The following is a 16,008-nucleotide window of genomic DNA, read 5'->3' as shown; positions in this document are numbered from 1 at the left end:
TCAAACTAACACAATTATTGCTATAGTGTCTTTGTAATAGGTTTTAATAAGAAAAGCGTAAGCGCCTTGTTCTGACTAGGCATAGCAAATGTTCTGAAGCAAAAAAAAGGTTGATCTTCCCTTTTTGAATGCTTGGAAACTGGCACGTTCCTTGTGGAGTAGGGGAAAAGCTGGAGATAACTTCAAATGCTTACCTATTACTAACGTTTAGTTGAAGAAGGAACTGAGTACATCCATTTTTATAATCATGAAAGATACCAAAAACGATTAAACGGCCTTAGCCCTATGGAATATAGAGCTAAAGCCGCTTAAATCTTTTTATTATTTCCACTGTCTACTTAACAGGGGGCAGTTCACAATTAAGAGAAAGGGCCTTTTTTAGTTCCTCCATAGACACTCCATAATACCTCGCGAATTTCTCCAAACTTTTCCCTTTGGCACTCTTATATCATTTCTCATATCATTTCTCATACCGATTAACACTATTGATGCTTATACCTAATTCATTTTAACAAATGTAATAACCCTACTCTAAAGAGTAGGTCAATTGGATTAGATAAAAACACTGATAGTCAATATTACTTAACATCACAAGCTTTGATAATTAAATTTCCTGTGTATTTAGGTTTGATAATCTGAAAATTACACTTCTTTATTAAAGCTCTACTTTTCAACCCATCCATTCTCCATATTATGTTAAAAAATGTTTTCAATTTACGGTAAGTGAATTATAATGTTCTTGTCACTAATTTGTAATACTTTTATGAATATTATGAATAATGGGGATTATCAATGAGAAAGAAAAGGAAGGTTCTATTAATTTTATTAGTTGGATTAATTGGTTTTAATTTACTGTTTATTACACCAAATAGTACAAGTGCTGCGGGTGCTGGTTTAGCCTGGGGACCAAAGATTGTTGGTAATTTAAAATTCTATATGACCAATGTACACACTGGGTGGGCTGGGCCGAAGTTTCCTTGGGCCTCCCATACAAATTTTCATGTAGATAAGAAGAAAACAACTGGTGGTTACAAACAGGTAGCAAATTATCATATTGTAAAATATCAAAAAAGCAGGTCTTACTGTGTTTATAATTTATGATTCTGTAAAGAAAAAAGTAGTTATGGACTCATGTGGTGATAGCCTAATTGTGCTTCAGTAATATATACCGATTCGGAATATATCTCATCTGATTCTACTTCAGAAGCTACAGGTTGTTCAGAAAATGGAAGTATAGGTATTGGATCACCTGGGACTAGTATATCTATGACAACCAGAGTAATTAAAGACCATGTTGCAACAGTAGCAATCCAATCTGCATTATCTAGCACTGTCTTAATAAATGATTTCATTGCACTTGCTGCTTTATTAGCTATGCTATTCCATTATACTGCTGAGGAACTAAATCAATATGACACAAATGATTTGAAGCCTGAGTATGTGAGTGATACCGAAGGGAATACAACCACTACAAATTCACCAGATTTGCAAGAAACAAAAACAACTACATCTCCTGGAGTTATTACAGTTCCGGAAGACCCTACTTTACAATACTAGGTGATTATATGAAAAATAATTTTGTTATTCATAATATTAGTGACGACGACAACTGGAATAAAGTTTTTAATATTTGTTTAAATGAGGCTAACAGATTTGAAGTAGCATATCCACTTGGTGATGACGAAGATGATAATCCACTATTAGTTGGAAGAGATTATTTTTCTTCAACCCCTTCATTAAAAACTAAACCTTGGGATCTTATGGATAATTCACTTTTGTATTATGGAGAATTAAATACAGCAATTAAAAATTATATTTATACTAAAGTCAGTCCTTCCTTTGATGGAGAAAAATCAGAAATATGGAATTTTAGTTTATTTAAAAATGACATTAAACTCCTGTCAGTTACAGATTTCAATGTTTGTATAATTTATCATGGACAATTTATGGAAAGACTTTTAATTCAAAATGGGATTACTATTGATGAGTAACTGACTAACTAAAAATTCTTAACCCTACAAATAACGGGTTCACTTTCGTGAGAGAAAACTTAAAATAACATACTAAATAGGGATACATTTCGCATAGTGATTGGTATCCCTATTTTTATTGATATATTAAGGCTTTTGAGTTTTTAAAACCTTTACTGGAATACTAATTAGTGTGCTAATTTTTATTTTGATAACAGTGTTAATTCGGCAATACTACTTATTTATTTAAGATAACCCACACAATAATGTGCTTGGGTTATTTCTTTTTTAGGGGTTTTAGTTTTTATGGTAAAATTATTTATAATATTTTATAAATTGATTTGACCCCAAAAACGTAGGCATTTAAAAAACTTTTGCAGGGTTCACGAACATTGCATTGCTTTATTTTACAATTTATTGGAAGTTTTGATCTGGCTGAAGAAAACCATTCTCTCCTTAAGAAGTCTTTACCCTGTATTTGCTCACTGCCTTAAAGTTAAAGGCTAAAATTTTGGTGTGAACCCATATTTTTGAGCGCACTAAACCAAGGACCGGGATATCGTCAATTTTGAATCCCCTCCTAAGTGCAGATATTATTCCTTCTATGCCAGCTCTAAAATTAGATAACTCTCGATGTCGATCACCGTTCATATGACTTCTTACTGTGTCAGTCTGTAATTTGTTTTTGGTAAAACGAACAGTGTTTGCTTTCTTTTGCTGTTGAATAGGGCATTGATCTATAAAAGGGCAAGCGGCACAGGTCTGTTTTGAAAATTTCGCCTGATATACCTGCTTCTCTGAGTCAAATATTGAAGAGATCGGTTGGTGTCCTGCAGGACATTGAGTAATATGGTCATTCTCGTCGATCTGAAATTGATCAACACCCAATTTATCCTTGGCTGGCTTTCTTCCTGTCATTGTAGAGAAGTTCAGTTCAATTCCTTTTTTTTCAGCCTTTTCAAGGGAACTTTGACGATAATATGCACCATCGGCAGACAAGCAAGAAATGTCCGTTGAGAGTGGATCTTGCTCAATAAACTCTTCTCCAAATTGAGCATCACTATAAAGGTTCGTCTGTACATCGTGACTTAAAATCATTCCTACTTTCTTCTTTTGGTCACGTACTTCTACTACATTCACAGTGTAGCCAACATCACCTTTCCCGTTCTTCGAACGATAGGTTGCATCTGGATCAGAAGGATTTTGAAGACTCTCGGGAGAGAGTTGCTTAGCTTCGATTGGAATTAAACATCCTTCGTCAGTTTCTACAGATTGATCTTGTAGAAGACGAGTAAGGTATTGAAATTCTTTCATAGTTCGGCATTCGTTGATTGTATAGATATGGCGATATAATTCAGCTGCGTTTTCGAATTGCTTTTCAAGTTTGGATCCAGCTTCCGAACTCTTAATATGGTAGAGCGTTTGATTTTTATGTCCATCTTTTAAGTAGTCTTGAAAAGATTCAGAAACAAGCTCAGGATTTAATTTATTCAACGCTTGAACCATTTGTTGTACCACTCGATACACCAATTCCAATCGAGTTAGCTTTTTACAAGAGCTGCTTAACATGAAGGAGTCCATACGAGCCATACTTCTATCTAATTGAATAAGTTCAGCTAACCTATTTGACAATTCATTCTCTTCGATTTTTAGCAAATCTTCTTTCGTTTCGACCTCATGCTCAACTAAGCGTTTACGGAAATTGGTTAGAGTATTGATGCATATACGTTCCTTTTCAAAGTTCTCTATACCGAGAGCGTAGTGATAACGGTAGTCAAAGTATAAGGATTCAATCAATTGTTCATCAGTTAAACCATGCAGCTCTTTTAAGATGAGTAGGCTTACTAACATGTTAACAGGCTTATTAGGGCGGCTAAATTCTTCACTGTATAGCACGGAAAAACGATCCTCATTAATTCCTAGAAATATATTTCTGTAGAAGTCATCTGCCCAGCTTTTTTGTAGAGACTCTACGATAGATTTAGGTAAATCCAAGAATCGATCATCAAGTGATAATTGTTGTTCTTTTCTTCCGTGCTTAAACATGATAATACCCCCGCGAATATTAAAGTCTATATGTAAATTTTAACATTAGACAAGGTAATTAGAGACCACTGAAAAAGTAGTTGTTTTCGAAATATGAGCTATTTTAAGGAATACTAAGTTGATTGGAGCGGAAGGTGCGAGACTCCTGCGGGAGCAGCGGGACAGGTGAGACCCCGCAGGCGCTAGTGCGCCGAGGAGGCTCACCGCCCGCCCCGCGGAAAGCGAGCATCCTGGAGCGGAAATCAACAGGTAATTAACACATGCTTATTAAAAAGTGGACTTTTTCAGCAGCCTCGGTAATTAGGGGGTTTTTTAGGGGAGATCTGACCCTTTTTGGGGGCGAATCATAAATTATGTTCTTCAACAAACGGGAAAGTTTAATTCAAGATAGATAAGTGAGATCAGATTACAACGAATTAGGTAGAGGGAAAATATAGGAGGGTTGGTGGAATTGCTATCAACAAATTTAAATAACTTCTGAATTGTTGAAGTATCTAAGGATAAAGTTGGAAGATACATTAAATTGGACGTTCAGCTTCCAGATGGTGATTGCATCATTCGATAGGATTTAGATGAGTATACTTACAAACAAATTAAAGAAGTTGTATCTAAAAAGCATTTTGATTCACTTGCAATACACTATCTATATGAGATTATCCCCCATGTTTCTAAATACCAGGAAAAACCAAAGAACCAATCCAATTACAGAGGAGTAATTAGATGTATCCAAGGAAATCGAGAAGCAAGGAATGAATTCTCTTGTTCCGAAAGGTTTGCTGGTAATATGGAGTGGTTCAGAAAAGAAGTTAAAAAAGTGGAAGATATAAAGCATTTAGTTTGGGAGAATTTCTTAATTGGAAGTTTTTTATTTTAAGAAAAAAAAGTATGTGATGAAGAAATGTACTTAAAGTAACGGAGTGCTTTAGTTGAAGAACAGGTCAATAAATTTTAAAAAACGCAGAGGGCTGTTAAAACCTCTGCGTTTTCTTGTGCGATTTCGTCGTCTAAATTTATACGATTTATCCTGTTATTTCGCTTGTTATTTTGGTTTTTCTACCTCTGAACCGAACTACTTAAATATTCGTCAATGCTCTTTTTATATAGGACATTATTCCAAACCTTATGTATATGTCAACAAGGATACATCAATCGATTTTAAAGAGTTTTATTTGATTGGAGTAAAGATAACTGGATATGATAAAGTCCTTTGGTGCGGACCTTCCCATCGGATTTGAACTGGTAAATAGACATCCCATTGTCAGCAGCGTAGGCTCTGAAAGCTCGCCAGAAGTCCGTACACAATACATTTTGGGATGAAAGTTTATGACCAATCGCTTTGTCCAATTGCTCTGTTTTTATTCTACCTACTCCAAGTGTTTTTGAGACTGTGTTTTTGTCCCGCTCTCTTGCCACTAATACACAGACCTGTTCCTTGCTGATGCCCCGTTTTTTAGCTTTTCCACCGCGTTTACGAGGTTTTCTGCCTGTGATTTTCTTCTGCCCTTTTTCTGAGTACAGGAAATAAGTTTCGTCCATTTCAACGATACCTTGAAAATTATCTACTTCAATTTGTTTCAATGCAGATAATAGTTTGTGTCTCCAATAAAACAGTGTGACGTGAGAGATCCCTTTAACCAATTTGGCTGACTTACGAAGTGAGTATCCATCAATCATACATTCAATGAATTTAATCCACTTATTCAGCCGACGGGTTCTATAAAGTGCAGTGTTTGTTAAATCGGTGAAAGTGGCAGTACAGGATTTACAACGATAATGTTGCTTCTTTACTTCATCACCATCAACAAGAGTTGTATATTTGCCAAATCTGACAACGTGCTTAGATTGGCAGTGAGGGCAGAAATATCCCTGTTTATTTTTGCGTTCTGAAATCTCCTGTAGTACGTTGCCTGTTGAAGATGAAGCAGTGAGAGCATCTATGAAAAATGCCCGCAGCCTTTGTTTTTCTGCCGGATTTAATTTCTGTATCTCTTTAAGGATATCTGTCGCTCTCACTATCATCACCAGCCTTTAGTTGATACTCTCGTTATAGAGCAAATGTTCGTAAAATTCAAATATCAACAATAACCTTTAACACAGCCTATCTTTTAAGAAAAACATATTACATAAAAGTTGATTGGAACAGATATGCTCGGGCACCTGCTTAGAGCAGCGGGACAGTTGAGATCCTGCAGGCGCAAAAGCGACGAGGAGGCTCACCGCTCGCCCCGGGAGGTGCATCCTGGAGTTGAAATCAACCACCAACTTGATTATCAATATACCAAGGTATTGCGTTGTTTTAACCGTCTAAGAAAAAATCAATTTTTTAGTAAGAACCAAACCATAAGAAAAAAAATAGGCCCTCATAAGAAGAACCTAGTTTTGCTTTCGATAAAAAAACGTATCTTCTGTTTCTAATCCGAATGTAGAAGGTGTAAAGATTTGCTCCGTACTACCTACAAATAAAATTCCGCCTGGCTTTAGTGCCTTACTAAATTTGTGGAAAATGAGATTCTTGGCTTCCTCAGTAAAATATATGAGAACATTTCTACAAACAATTAGATCGAAATTCTGCTCAAATGGATCAGCTAACAAATTTTGCTTTTTAAAAGTGACTGTTTTCTTAATAGAGTCATCCACGTTATAAAACATTCCATCACGAGCAAAGAATTTTGACTTCATATCATTTGGAACTTCCTGAAGGGATCTCTCAGGGTATGTTCCCACTTTGGCACGAGCAATAGCAAGCTCATCTAAATCAGTAGCCAAAATGGAAATATCACGCACAGGCATGAAATTTGAAGCGACCATCGCAAGCGTGTAAGGCTCTTCTCCTGTAGAACAGGCAGCACTCCATATCTTTGGCCTGTTAGTATCCTTAAGAATCTTCGGGAAAATCTTTTCTTGCAAAACTTCCCAGCGCTTAGCATTTCGATAGAATTCTGATACATTAATGGTCATACGATCAAGGAATTCATCAAATAATTTTTGATCGGTCGTCATAAAACGGAAATATTCTTGAAAACTCTTAAACCCTCTTTTTTCATATAATGAAGTCAACCTTCTCTTCATTTGTGCTTCTTTATAAAGGGATAAATCGATCCCCGTCTTTCTCTTAATATTTTCGTTAAAATCAATATAATCCTGTGACATGTAAGTAACCTCATTCTTAGAAAGTATAAGAAGAGTATACACGAAAAATGACCTTTACGTAATCTATTATTTTAGGGTACAACAAAAACAAAAAGTGAGGGAGTACTTCTAAAACAAATTTTTTAGGGGTATCAGAACTCGGATCCTTTCTATTAAGGTAGACTTTCTCAAAGCTTGTCGCTGGAACAGGATTTGGAAACCTAAACGTTATATATTCTAATAAAACAAAAAAACAAACCAGCTTTATAAAGACTGGTTTGTTACTACTTAACTATCTCTTAAATAGGAAGGTCTGTTATCCTATTAGTTTGTCCACTGATTAATAAGCTTTGAATATTCAACTAGCTCTTCTTGGTTAAAGAATAAGTTGACTTCGCGCTCTGCGCTTTCAGCTGAGTCTGAACCGTGAATGATGTTCTTTCCAACAGTAACGGCAAATTCACCACGGATTGTACCAGGTGCAGAATCTTTAGGGTTTGTTGCACCCATCATCTGTCTTGCTGTAGCAATCACATTTTCACCTTGCCATACCATTGCAAAAACAGGACTAGACGTAATGAAGTCCACTAATTCACCGAAGAATGGACGTTCTTTATGTTCACCATAGTGAGTTTCTGCTAATTCTGTTGGAATAGTCATTAATTTTGCTCCTACAAGTTGAAATCCTTTTTTCTCAAAGCGTGCCACAATTTCACCAATCAAATTACGTTGAACACCATCAGGCTTAACCATTAAAAACGTTTTTTCCATTTTATTCTCCACTCCTGTTACATTATGTATAAGCCTACATTGTAAGCCCATCCAAATATATCACTCTTTTCTATCTTTCGCAATGTTCGAGTAGTGATTAATACTTTCGTTTACCTATATATCTAGCAATATTAGTTAGGGCTAATTTCGCACGATTATGGGGTAATTCTTGAATAATCGCTAGAGCCTTTTGTAAATAAAGATCACTATATTGAAAGGATTTCTCAATACTTCCACTATTCTTAATGTCTTGAATAATCAAATGAAGCTCTGCGTTTTCAATATGCTCATGAACATTTACTATTTTTTGACGCAGCTTTTCATCTCTCATGGCAAACAAAACTGGAAGTGTAATATTTCCTTGCCTTAAATCACTACCTGAGGGTTTACCCAATTCTTCTTCTGTTGAAGTAAAGTCAAGAATATCATCTGTAATTTGGAAGGCCATCCCAACATAATAACCAAATTGAAATAGCTTTTGATGGATATCCCGAGGGACATCCGATGCAATTGCTCCCAATTGACAGCTTGCTGCAATTAATAGAGCCGTCTTTCTTTTTATCCGTCTCAAATAAGTTTTTAGGTGCTGATCAAAATTGTATTTATCTCGTATTTGTTCAATTTCACCCAAACTCACTTCTACGATTGTATGGGAGAGAATTCTGTGAGCCTCAGGTTTATTGATTTTTGTCATTAATTCTAATGACCTCGCAAAAATATAATCCCCAGTATACATGGCAATTCGATTATCCCATTTTGCTTTAATGGTTGGTTTCCCCCGACGGAGTTCAGCATCATCTATCACATCATCATGAACAAGTGAAGCCATGTGAATGAGCTCCAATGCTACTGCAACATCTTTGATTACATCTAGATCATATTGCCCGAATTTCCCTGCTAACAGGACAAATATAGGTCGAAGTCTTTTCCCTCCGGCCTGTAAAGTATGCAGTGATGCTTCTTGTAGCAATGAATGCTCCGACTTAATCGTTTCTTGGAGTTCATTTTCGATTTCTTTTAAATCTGTATTCAAAAATGAATACATCTTATTTAATTTCATCTATTTCACCTAAATCATTTACAATTTTACCATCAACTTTTGAATTTTTTAGATTCTAGCTTGATGGCTCGTCCTTATATCCGATATGAGTAGCCGCAACACCAAATGTATGGGCCTTTACATCAACTTTTGAAAACCCTGCACCTTTAAACATAGTTGCAAGCTCCTTCATGCCAGGGAAGTCTTTAGCTGATTCCTGTAACCATGAGTATTCCTCATAGCTTTTTGCAACTAATTTACCAAACAGCGGCATTAAATATCGAAAATAAATTGAAAACACTTGCTTGATTACTGGAAGTTCTGGCTGTGAGGTTTCAAGACAAACCGCTTTACCACCTGGTTTTAAAACTCGATACATTTCTCTTAAAACCTGTGCATAATCTGGTACGTTTCTTAATCCAAATCCAATTGTTACATAATCAAATGAATTATCCTCAAATGGAAGAGCCATTGCGTTTCCATGAAGTAACTCAACTTGGTCTAAACGTAACTCATCTACTTTTTGTTGTCCTACACTAAGCATGTTCTTACTGAAGTCTAATCCAACGACCTGACCTTTTGGGCCAATAACATTCGCTAAAGCAATTGTCCAGTCTGCTGTCCCACAGCATAAATCCAGTGCCTTCGTCCCTGTTTGTACATTCATCAGCTGCATTGTTTGGTTTCTCCAAGCGATATGGCGTTGAAAGCTAATTACAGAATTCATCAAATCATATTTTCCGGATATTTTTTCAAAGGTTCTATGAACTCTTTGTTCTTTAGACTCTTGCATATTTCACCTTTCTTCCACAATTTGATGAATAGTATGCTCAAACCCGTTCACCATTGACTGTAAGCTATTTAATATAGAAGAATGTATTGATGTATTTGAAATAATAGAATGAACTCGTTCTCGAGTATTCACGATCACTTGTTCAAAATTAGTAAGTACTTGTTTTTCCATTTCAAGCTTTGATTGACTATATTTTATGCATTCTTCGTCAGATTCTTTCAGTAAATATTGAATAATAACCGAGCTCCCAGTCCGTTCATATATCAACTTTTCGAAATATAATCGTTTTAGTACCAGTAATTCAGGAATTATTTCCTTCCAAAAAGAAAGCTGAAAAGCATTAGCTACATTTCGGAAGAGCTCGCTCTCAATAATCCTAACACTATCTACCAGTGAATCATTATAAGATGAATCTTTTCGATAGACTCTTATTTTATGCTCATTTATTCGCTTAATACTCGTTGCTAGTATTTGAATCATATTAATATCTTCTATTTCAGCTAATAAGCTATAGTAAAGTCCACTATAATAATCACCGGCTAAAACCTTTAGTTGCTGTTCTTTTTGCTCCGAATCTTGAAGAGTATTTGATATGGACACCTCTTCATGTGTATCAAGTGCGACTTGAACAAGCATTGTAGTGATTATGTAAGAGTCTTTTTTCTCTTCATTCATCTCTATATCATTACACATGGCCACCAATAGAAAAAGTTTGTCCTCATCCACTTTTGGGCTTTTTATAAATTTTTTGAGATAAGGATGGTGTATGTACTCATGGATTTTTTCGAGCATATATGCTTTTTTTCTATTGATGTCACTCACACTGATCACCCAATCCCCATCAAAACAATTTCTGTGTAAAGAAATATTCATTTTTAGATTTATTATTGATAATTTTCGGCACCATCAATTATAGCATAGCCGTCTCAGGAAAAGAATGATAAAAGCTCATGTCAAAATACGACTTTAAGCATGGATAGAAACAAATAAAAGCAGGGTAGCCTGCTTTTTTTATTCTACCTCGGTATCTATTTCACCATGACTGGTTTGTACGATTGCTTTTCCTCTAATCTTCACGGCTGATGTATGTTCTGTAAATTGGGCAATCATCACTTCGCCTTTGTCCAACTTTTCAGAATGATGAAATCTCGTATCTAGCCCTCTTGTTAAGCCGATTACATTGACACCGTTTTCTTTTGCCTTAATAACAAAGAAATCGTTGTTGGATGATTCTTTCATCAGATGATCCCCCTTAACGCCCATTCTTGTCTCTTAACTATCTCCTAATCTTTAAGTTGTGTCAATATTTATTGCTACTTGATTAATGAAAGAACCTCAGCCCTTGCTGCGTTGTCATTAACAAATATACCTCGAACAGCAGATGTGATTGTAGAAGATCCTGGTTTTTTTACACCTCTCATCGTCATACACATATGTTCTGCTTCAATAACAACCATAACTCCATATGGGTCAAGAGATTCAACCATAGAGTCAGCAACAGTTGAAGTAATCCTTTCCTGTAACTGTGGTCTTTTAGCAACTGCTTCAACGGCTCTAGCCAACTTACTTAGGCCTGTAACGCGCCCACCTCTTGGAATATAAGCCACGTGTGCCTTCCCGAAGAAAGGAACGAGGTGATGCTCACACATTGAAAAGAAAGGTATATCTTTTACTAATACAAGTTCTTCATGATCTTCTCCAAAAACCGTTTTAAAATGTTCCTTTGGGTCCTCATTTAAGCCAGAGAATACTTCAGCATACATCTTCGCAACACGCTTTGGTGTATCTAAAAGTCCCTCTCGGTTTGGGTCTTCACCTATTGCTTCCAAAATTAATCGAATTGCTTGTTCAATTTGTTCTTGATTGATTGTTGCCATAATGCCTCCTGTAAGTGTATGTAATCATATTTGATTTTGATTTATAAGTAGAATATTAGCATACAGGGTATATAGAAGCAAAAAAGAAGAGTCGCAACATGTGCGACTCTTCTTGCCAATATGTAAAGATTACTTTACTGCATCTTTAAGTGCTTTTCCTGGTTTGAATGCAGGAACCTTACTTGCAGCGATTTCGATTTCTTCACCAGTTTGTGGATTGCGTCCCTTACGAGCAGCACGTTCACGAACTTCAAAGTTACCAAAACCAATTAGTTGAATCTTATCACCGTTTTTAAGTGCCTCTAAGATTGAATCAAAAACAGCATCAACTGCTTTTGTTGCATCCTTTTTAGATAGTTCACTAGCTTCAGCCACTGCGTTAACTAATTCTGTTTTGTTCATGCCATTCACCTCCTCTAAAAATATTAGGCACATATTATCTCGGGTGAGACTACGTCACAAGGATGTGCTCATACGCGATAAGTGCATATACCTCAATAATATGTGAATTAAAATCTTACTATCATTACTTCACATATTTTCAACTTTCTATACTTACTAAAAGCAAGCAAATCGCTGACAAGCCTTATATTAAACGATATTTAGACATAATTCAATACATTTTGATAGAAATCTTTCATATTTAGGCATAAATCCCCAAAAAAGTTAAGATTTTCTTACAAAAAAACTAAATTACCTTAAAAGCGATAATATCGGCACGCGTTCCTGCTTGTTTACTTGTAGAAGATTATCATACTGATCACTATAAATCAAGTAACATCAAGGCTTAGATCACTTTCGACATTTTTCGAACAGCAAGCCACTTACTATTCAGACAAAAAAAGACCCCCTATAGGAGCCCTAGTGTTATAGGATAATAGCGATTAGTCCGCCAGATCCTTCATTGATAATTCTTTCTAATGTTTCTTTTAGCTTGTATCGGGCATTTTCAGGCATTAACGAGAGCTTTGCTTGAATCCCTTCACGAACAATTGAACTTAATGAACGTCCGAAGATATCAGAGTTCCATATTGAAAGTGGGTTATCTTCAAAATCTTGCATTAAATATCTAACGAGCTCTTCACTTTGCTTTTCTGTTCCGATAATTGGAGCAAACTCTGATTCGACATCCACTTTAATCATGTGTATAGACGGAGCTACAGCTCTAAGTCTTACTCCAAATCTAGAGCCTTGACGAATGATTTCCGGCTCATCTAAAGCCATTTCAGAAAGAGCTGGTGCGGCAATCCCATAACCTGTTTGCTTTACCATCTTTAATGCATCAGATACTTGATCGTACTCCGCCTTTGCGTAGGCAAAGTCTTGCATCAGTTGAAGTAAGTGATCTTTCCCTCTAATCTCTACTCCAACAACTTCCTTCAGTATTTGATCATAGAGTGCGTCTGGTGCATATAAATCGATTTCGGCCACACCTTGACCCATTTCGATTCCTGCAAGTCCTGCATGCTCAATGAAATCATATTCACTAAATTGACCTACAACTCGATCAACATCACGAAGTCGTTTAATATCCTTTACTGTGTCCTTCACTGCATCCTGATAACTTTCACGTAACCAGTGATTATCGCGAAGTACCATGACCCAGCTTGGTAGGTTCACATTTACTTCAAGGACAGGGAATTCATATAAAGCTTCGCGCAAAACGTTGAAAACATCTGATTCTCTCATACTTTCAACACTCATCGCTAAAACTGGAATATCATATTGCTCTGATAATCTTTGACGTAATTGTTCGGTTTCTGGATGATGTGGATGAACTGTATTAATGACCATTATAAATGGTTTACCCACTTCTTTTAATTCGTTAATGACTCTTTCTTCAGCAACTAAGAAGTCTTTACGTGGAATTTCACCAATAGAACCATCCGTCGTAATCACAACACCAATTGTTGAATGCTCCTGAATGACTTTTCTAGTCCCGATCTCTGCAGCTTCATGAAACGGGATTGGCTCATCATACCATGGAGTGTTAATCATTCTTGGTCCGTTCTCGTCTTCATATCCTTTTGCTCCTGGAACAGTATACCCCACACAGTCAACTAGACGTACATTGACATCTAGACCATCTGCTACATGAAGTGATACAGCTTGGTTTGGAACAAACTTCGGTTCAGTAGTCATAATCGTTTTGCCAGCAGCACTTTGAGGTAACTCGTCTTGTGCGCGTGCTTTTTCCGATTCATTTTGAATGTTTGGTAAGACTACTAGCTCCATGAACTTCTTAATAAAGGTAGATTTGCCTGTTCTAACAGCACCTACAACTCCTAAGTATATATCGCCACCAGTACGCTCGGCGATATCTTTAAAGATATCTACTTTTTCCAAGTGTTTCCCCTCCCGATCTCAACTTATTGGGATAATACGATCATACGCTATCCAATAATGACTAATAACCCTAGGACAATATATCTTATGATGTTGTCCTATTTGATTATGACTACTGTTAAAAGAAAAATTTATTTCTTACGATGTTTGCTATGCTAAAGCCATATTTTAATAGGGCTTACTCGTTCTTTAACAGAGCATTAGTAGTTTGAATGGGGTCTAAAATCCCTAATTCAAAAAAAACCCTTCTGTAGAGTCTATTCTAATCAGAAGGGTTCATGACTATTTTGTTAGAAAAATAAAATCAAACCATATCAGTATTCTGTAAAAAATAATAAGCCACGAATTCGTTTATTTTTCAAAGAATACAGGTTCATTATTTTCAACAGTATAAGGAACAGAATAAACAGGTACAAAATCAGACTTCTCCATTAGCAATTCACGTATATCATCACCTGATTGATAGCTATGTTTTGTCTCTTTCAAAGCACTGTATAAATCTATAGAATAATCGATAAATATTTCACCTTCGTTATTGATAATAAAAGGTAAATTCATTCCCGAGATAGGGCTTACTGCATATGGTGGCTCATCGTAACCAAGTTCTTTATAGTTCACAGTGAAAACTTTGTCGGATAATATTTTATCAAAAGGTGGATACCCATTTGATCTTTTATACACGAGGATTCTCGCCTTTAAATCTCTTATTTCATCAGTTAGTCTTAGATCGATCAGCTTAACTGTAGGGTTTACTTCTACATCCACTAATACATATTGAAAGATTCCACCGCTCTCAAATGCTGATGAGGGAGGTTCAGGAATGTAGCGAGGTACTAGTTTCCCAAAATCAATCGGGTATTTTTGATAGATTGGCGTCTCCATGTCTCGGTCCTTAATTGGAATTAATCCACCACTATCTTCTCTAAACTGAACGACAGCGTTTTGGACTGATTGGAGCTGATCCTTATATGCAACTGCATTTTGAGCTAATCTGTCATCTGGATACAAACAGCCTGTTAGTAAAAACGAACAGATAATTACTAGTGTTGTATATTTTTTCATCTCATACCGCCTTATCTACACCTTATGTAAGGTTATTCGTTAACCGGTCCACTAAATACAACAAACAATATAATAAGTCCAGCGATTACCATAAATGCATATGCCATAAAGGCAGTGATCCACTTAAAAACACCTCTGAGCTTATATCTACTAAGCATGATTGTCACAACTGCGAGAAACATTAACCCCATTGAGCCTAATGCAAACCACATCTTAATTAGTCCTGTTGACATCCTCTCAACTCCTTCTCAAATCGACAGAATTATACCACAAACAAGCCCAAAATTCACGACATATACCTTTACGTCATTTCCATCCAGCCACCATGCAATTCTCTCTATTTCTTAATCTTTGGCTCTTTGGCTCTTTAATCCTTTAGATCTTTGGACCCGAGGCCGCCCTTCCCTGAATACCCTTCTCCACTCCCCACCTGAATGAAATTCAGGTGCCACACCCAAAATGCAGAAGGGAATGGAACTGAACTACTAACCAAATCTTGTAATGAATAAAAAAAGCTGAAGCAAAGGGGGCTCCTTACTCCAGCACTGACTAAATATAACCAAACAAATACAGCTCAAACTCAAAGTTTGCTTCGAAATATTGTATGCATTCCACAAGTAAAATGCATCGTTAGGTAGCCTATTTTTATTACTTATTTTTTAAACATCTTACCAATCGAGTTTATATCCATAGGCATGTTATTGTTAATAATTGCGTTAACAATCTTATCTTCCTTTTCTTTTGTAACAGGCTTACCTGCCATTGCTGATACTTGCTTAATAAGCTGTCGGATTTGTTTCTCATCTTTCAAATTAGCACCTTTAACAGAATCTGCTAATTTAAAAATATCATCCTTTTTTATGTTCGTTTTCTTTTCAATATTATCAAACAGGCTCACTATATACCCTCCTTCACATAAGATTCAACATATCGTATGCAGAAATAAGGAAACGGTGATTGTTTAATAGGCTTGAT

The 16,008-nt window shown here is 36.1% G+C and carries 17 protein-coding genes and 1 pseudogene; 4 read left to right on the top strand and 14 right to left on the bottom strand.

Annotation, left to right across the window (positions count from 1 at the left end):
• Positions 1–231 precede the first annotated feature (231 nt).
• From ACOI1C_RS05090 to ACOI1C_RS05075, 4 genes are all read left to right on the top strand, one after another.
• A complete protein-coding gene (locus ACOI1C_RS05090; protein WP_371316473.1) occupies positions 232–312 on the top strand; it encodes an IS3 family transposase in 81 nt (26 codons plus the stop codon).
• A 480-nt stretch (positions 313–792) separates the two neighbouring features.
• Positions 793–1,101 carry a hypothetical protein gene (locus tag ACOI1C_RS05085; RefSeq protein WP_422508631.1) on the top strand — a complete coding sequence of 103 codons (309 nt, stop codon included), beginning with the start codon at positions 793–795 and terminating at the stop codon, positions 1,099–1,101.
• Positions 1,102–1,266: 165 nt separating this feature from the next.
• Positions 1,267–1,557, top strand: a complete 291-nt coding sequence (locus tag ACOI1C_RS05080; RefSeq protein WP_422508629.1) for a hypothetical protein — start codon at positions 1,267–1,269, stop codon at positions 1,555–1,557.
• Positions 1,558–1,565: 8 nt separating this feature from the next.
• Positions 1,566–1,991 (top strand): hypothetical protein, encoded by a 426-nt coding sequence (locus ACOI1C_RS05075; RefSeq protein ID WP_422508627.1) that lies wholly within the window; start codon positions 1,566–1,568, stop codon positions 1,989–1,991.
• A 435-nt stretch (positions 1,992–2,426) separates the two neighbouring features.
• Here ACOI1C_RS05075 and ACOI1C_RS05070 read toward each other — a convergent pair whose 3' ends face one another.
• From ACOI1C_RS05070 to ACOI1C_RS05005, 14 genes and pseudogenes are all read right to left on the bottom strand, one after another.
• Entirely contained in the window at positions 2,427–4,016 is a 1,590-nt protein-coding gene (locus ACOI1C_RS05070; protein ID WP_422508625.1) for a transposase, read from the bottom strand.
• 1,188 nt (positions 4,017–5,204) lie between these two features.
• Positions 5,205–6,029 (bottom strand): annotated as a pseudogene (locus tag ACOI1C_RS05065) (IS1595 family transposase); the annotation flags it as partial.
• A gap of 360 nt (positions 6,030–6,389) precedes the next feature.
• Positions 6,390–7,166: a CheR family methyltransferase gene (locus tag ACOI1C_RS05060; RefSeq protein WP_422508623.1), complete on the bottom strand. Its 777-nt coding sequence runs from the start codon at positions 7,164–7,166 to the stop codon at positions 6,390–6,392.
• Between the two features lie 303 nt (positions 7,167–7,469).
• Positions 7,470–7,916: a nucleoside-diphosphate kinase gene (gene ndk, locus ACOI1C_RS05055; RefSeq protein ID WP_422508621.1), complete on the bottom strand. Its 447-nt coding sequence runs from the start codon at positions 7,914–7,916 to the stop codon at positions 7,470–7,472.
• Positions 7,917–8,013: 97 nt separating this feature from the next.
• Entirely contained in the window at positions 8,014–8,976 is a 963-nt protein-coding gene (gene hepT, locus ACOI1C_RS05050; protein ID WP_422508619.1) for a heptaprenyl diphosphate synthase component II, read from the bottom strand.
• 55 nt (positions 8,977–9,031) lie between these two features.
• Entirely contained in the window at positions 9,032–9,748 is a 717-nt protein-coding gene (locus ACOI1C_RS05045) for a demethylmenaquinone methyltransferase (RefSeq protein WP_422508617.1), read from the bottom strand.
• A 3-nt stretch (positions 9,749–9,751) separates the two neighbouring features.
• Positions 9,752–10,570 carry a heptaprenyl diphosphate synthase component 1 gene (locus ACOI1C_RS05040; protein WP_422508615.1) on the bottom strand — a complete coding sequence of 273 codons (819 nt, stop codon included), beginning with the start codon at positions 10,568–10,570 and terminating at the stop codon, positions 9,752–9,754.
• 189 nt (positions 10,571–10,759) lie between these two features.
• On the bottom strand, positions 10,760–10,987 hold the full coding sequence (gene mtrB, locus ACOI1C_RS05035) for a trp RNA-binding attenuation protein MtrB (protein WP_422508613.1): 228 nt from the start codon (positions 10,985–10,987) through the stop codon (positions 10,760–10,762).
• A 74-nt stretch (positions 10,988–11,061) separates the two neighbouring features.
• Positions 11,062–11,625, bottom strand: coding sequence for a GTP cyclohydrolase I FolE (gene folE / locus ACOI1C_RS05030; protein WP_422508611.1), 564 nt, complete (start codon positions 11,623–11,625; stop codon positions 11,062–11,064).
• 129 nt (positions 11,626–11,754) lie between these two features.
• Positions 11,755–12,027, bottom strand: coding sequence for an HU family DNA-binding protein (locus tag ACOI1C_RS05025; RefSeq protein WP_422508609.1), 273 nt, complete (start codon positions 12,025–12,027; stop codon positions 11,755–11,757).
• 465 nt (positions 12,028–12,492) lie between these two features.
• Positions 12,493–13,971 (bottom strand): stage IV sporulation protein A, encoded by a 1,479-nt coding sequence (spoIVA, locus tag ACOI1C_RS05020; protein ID WP_422508607.1) that lies wholly within the window; start codon positions 13,969–13,971, stop codon positions 12,493–12,495.
• Positions 13,972–14,322: 351 nt separating this feature from the next.
• Positions 14,323–15,033 (bottom strand): hypothetical protein, encoded by a 711-nt coding sequence (locus ACOI1C_RS05015; RefSeq protein WP_422508605.1) that lies wholly within the window; start codon positions 15,031–15,033, stop codon positions 14,323–14,325.
• A gap of 32 nt (positions 15,034–15,065) precedes the next feature.
• Positions 15,066–15,266, bottom strand: a complete 201-nt coding sequence (locus ACOI1C_RS05010; protein WP_422508603.1) for a DUF2768 domain-containing protein — start codon at positions 15,264–15,266, stop codon at positions 15,066–15,068.
• A 419-nt stretch (positions 15,267–15,685) separates the two neighbouring features.
• Positions 15,686–15,931, bottom strand: a complete 246-nt coding sequence (locus ACOI1C_RS05005; protein ID WP_422508601.1) for a stage VI sporulation protein F — start codon at positions 15,929–15,931, stop codon at positions 15,686–15,688.
• Positions 15,932–16,008 lie beyond the last annotated feature (77 nt).

This window comes from Bacillus sp. DJP31, from assembly GCF_049310945.1.
GTDB lineage: Bacteria > Bacillota > Bacilli > Bacillales > SA4 > Bacillus_BS.
Note: the sequence above shows the minus strand (reverse complement) of the source record. Positions and strands in the feature narration are given on the sequence as shown.

What these genes read in the sequence shown, in the direction of transcription:
- ACOI1C_RS05085 (WP_422508631.1), top strand. Translation starts at nt 793, where the DNA reads ATGAGAAAGAAAAGGAAGGTTCTATTAATTTTATTAGTTGGATTAATT.
- ACOI1C_RS05080 (WP_422508629.1), top strand. Translation starts at nt 1,267, where the DNA reads ATGACAACCAGAGTAATTAAAGACCATGTTGCAACAGTAGCAATCCAA.
- ACOI1C_RS05075 (WP_422508627.1), top strand. Translation starts at nt 1,566, where the DNA reads ATGAAAAATAATTTTGTTATTCATAATATTAGTGACGACGACAACTGG.
- ACOI1C_RS05070 (WP_422508625.1), bottom strand. Translation starts at nt 4,016, where the DNA reads ATGTTTAAGCACGGAAGAAAAGAACAACAATTATCACTTGATGATCGA.
- ACOI1C_RS05060 (WP_422508623.1), bottom strand. Translation starts at nt 7,166, where the DNA reads ATGTCACAGGATTATATTGATTTTAACGAAAATATTAAGAGAAAGACG.
- ndk (WP_422508621.1), bottom strand. Translation starts at nt 7,916, where the DNA reads ATGGAAAAAACGTTTTTAATGGTTAAGCCTGATGGTGTTCAACGTAAT.
- hepT (WP_422508619.1), bottom strand. Translation starts at nt 8,976, where the DNA reads ATGAAATTAAATAAGATGTATTCATTTTTGAATACAGATTTAAAAGAA.
- ACOI1C_RS05045 (WP_422508617.1), bottom strand. Translation starts at nt 9,748, where the DNA reads ATGCAAGAGTCTAAAGAACAAAGAGTTCATAGAACCTTTGAAAAAATA.
- mtrB (WP_422508613.1), bottom strand. Translation starts at nt 10,987, where the DNA reads ATGAAAGAATCATCCAACAACGATTTCTTTGTTATTAAGGCAAAAGAA.
- folE (WP_422508611.1), bottom strand. Translation starts at nt 11,625, where the DNA reads ATGGCAACAATCAATCAAGAACAAATTGAACAAGCAATTCGATTAATT.
- ACOI1C_RS05025 (WP_422508609.1), bottom strand. Translation starts at nt 12,027, where the DNA reads ATGAACAAAACAGAATTAGTTAACGCAGTGGCTGAAGCTAGTGAACTA.
- ACOI1C_RS05015 (WP_422508605.1), bottom strand. Translation starts at nt 15,033, where the DNA reads ATGAAAAAATATACAACACTAGTAATTATCTGTTCGTTTTTACTAACA.
- ACOI1C_RS05010 (WP_422508603.1), bottom strand. Translation starts at nt 15,266, where the DNA reads ATGTCAACAGGACTAATTAAGATGTGGTTTGCATTAGGCTCAATGGGG.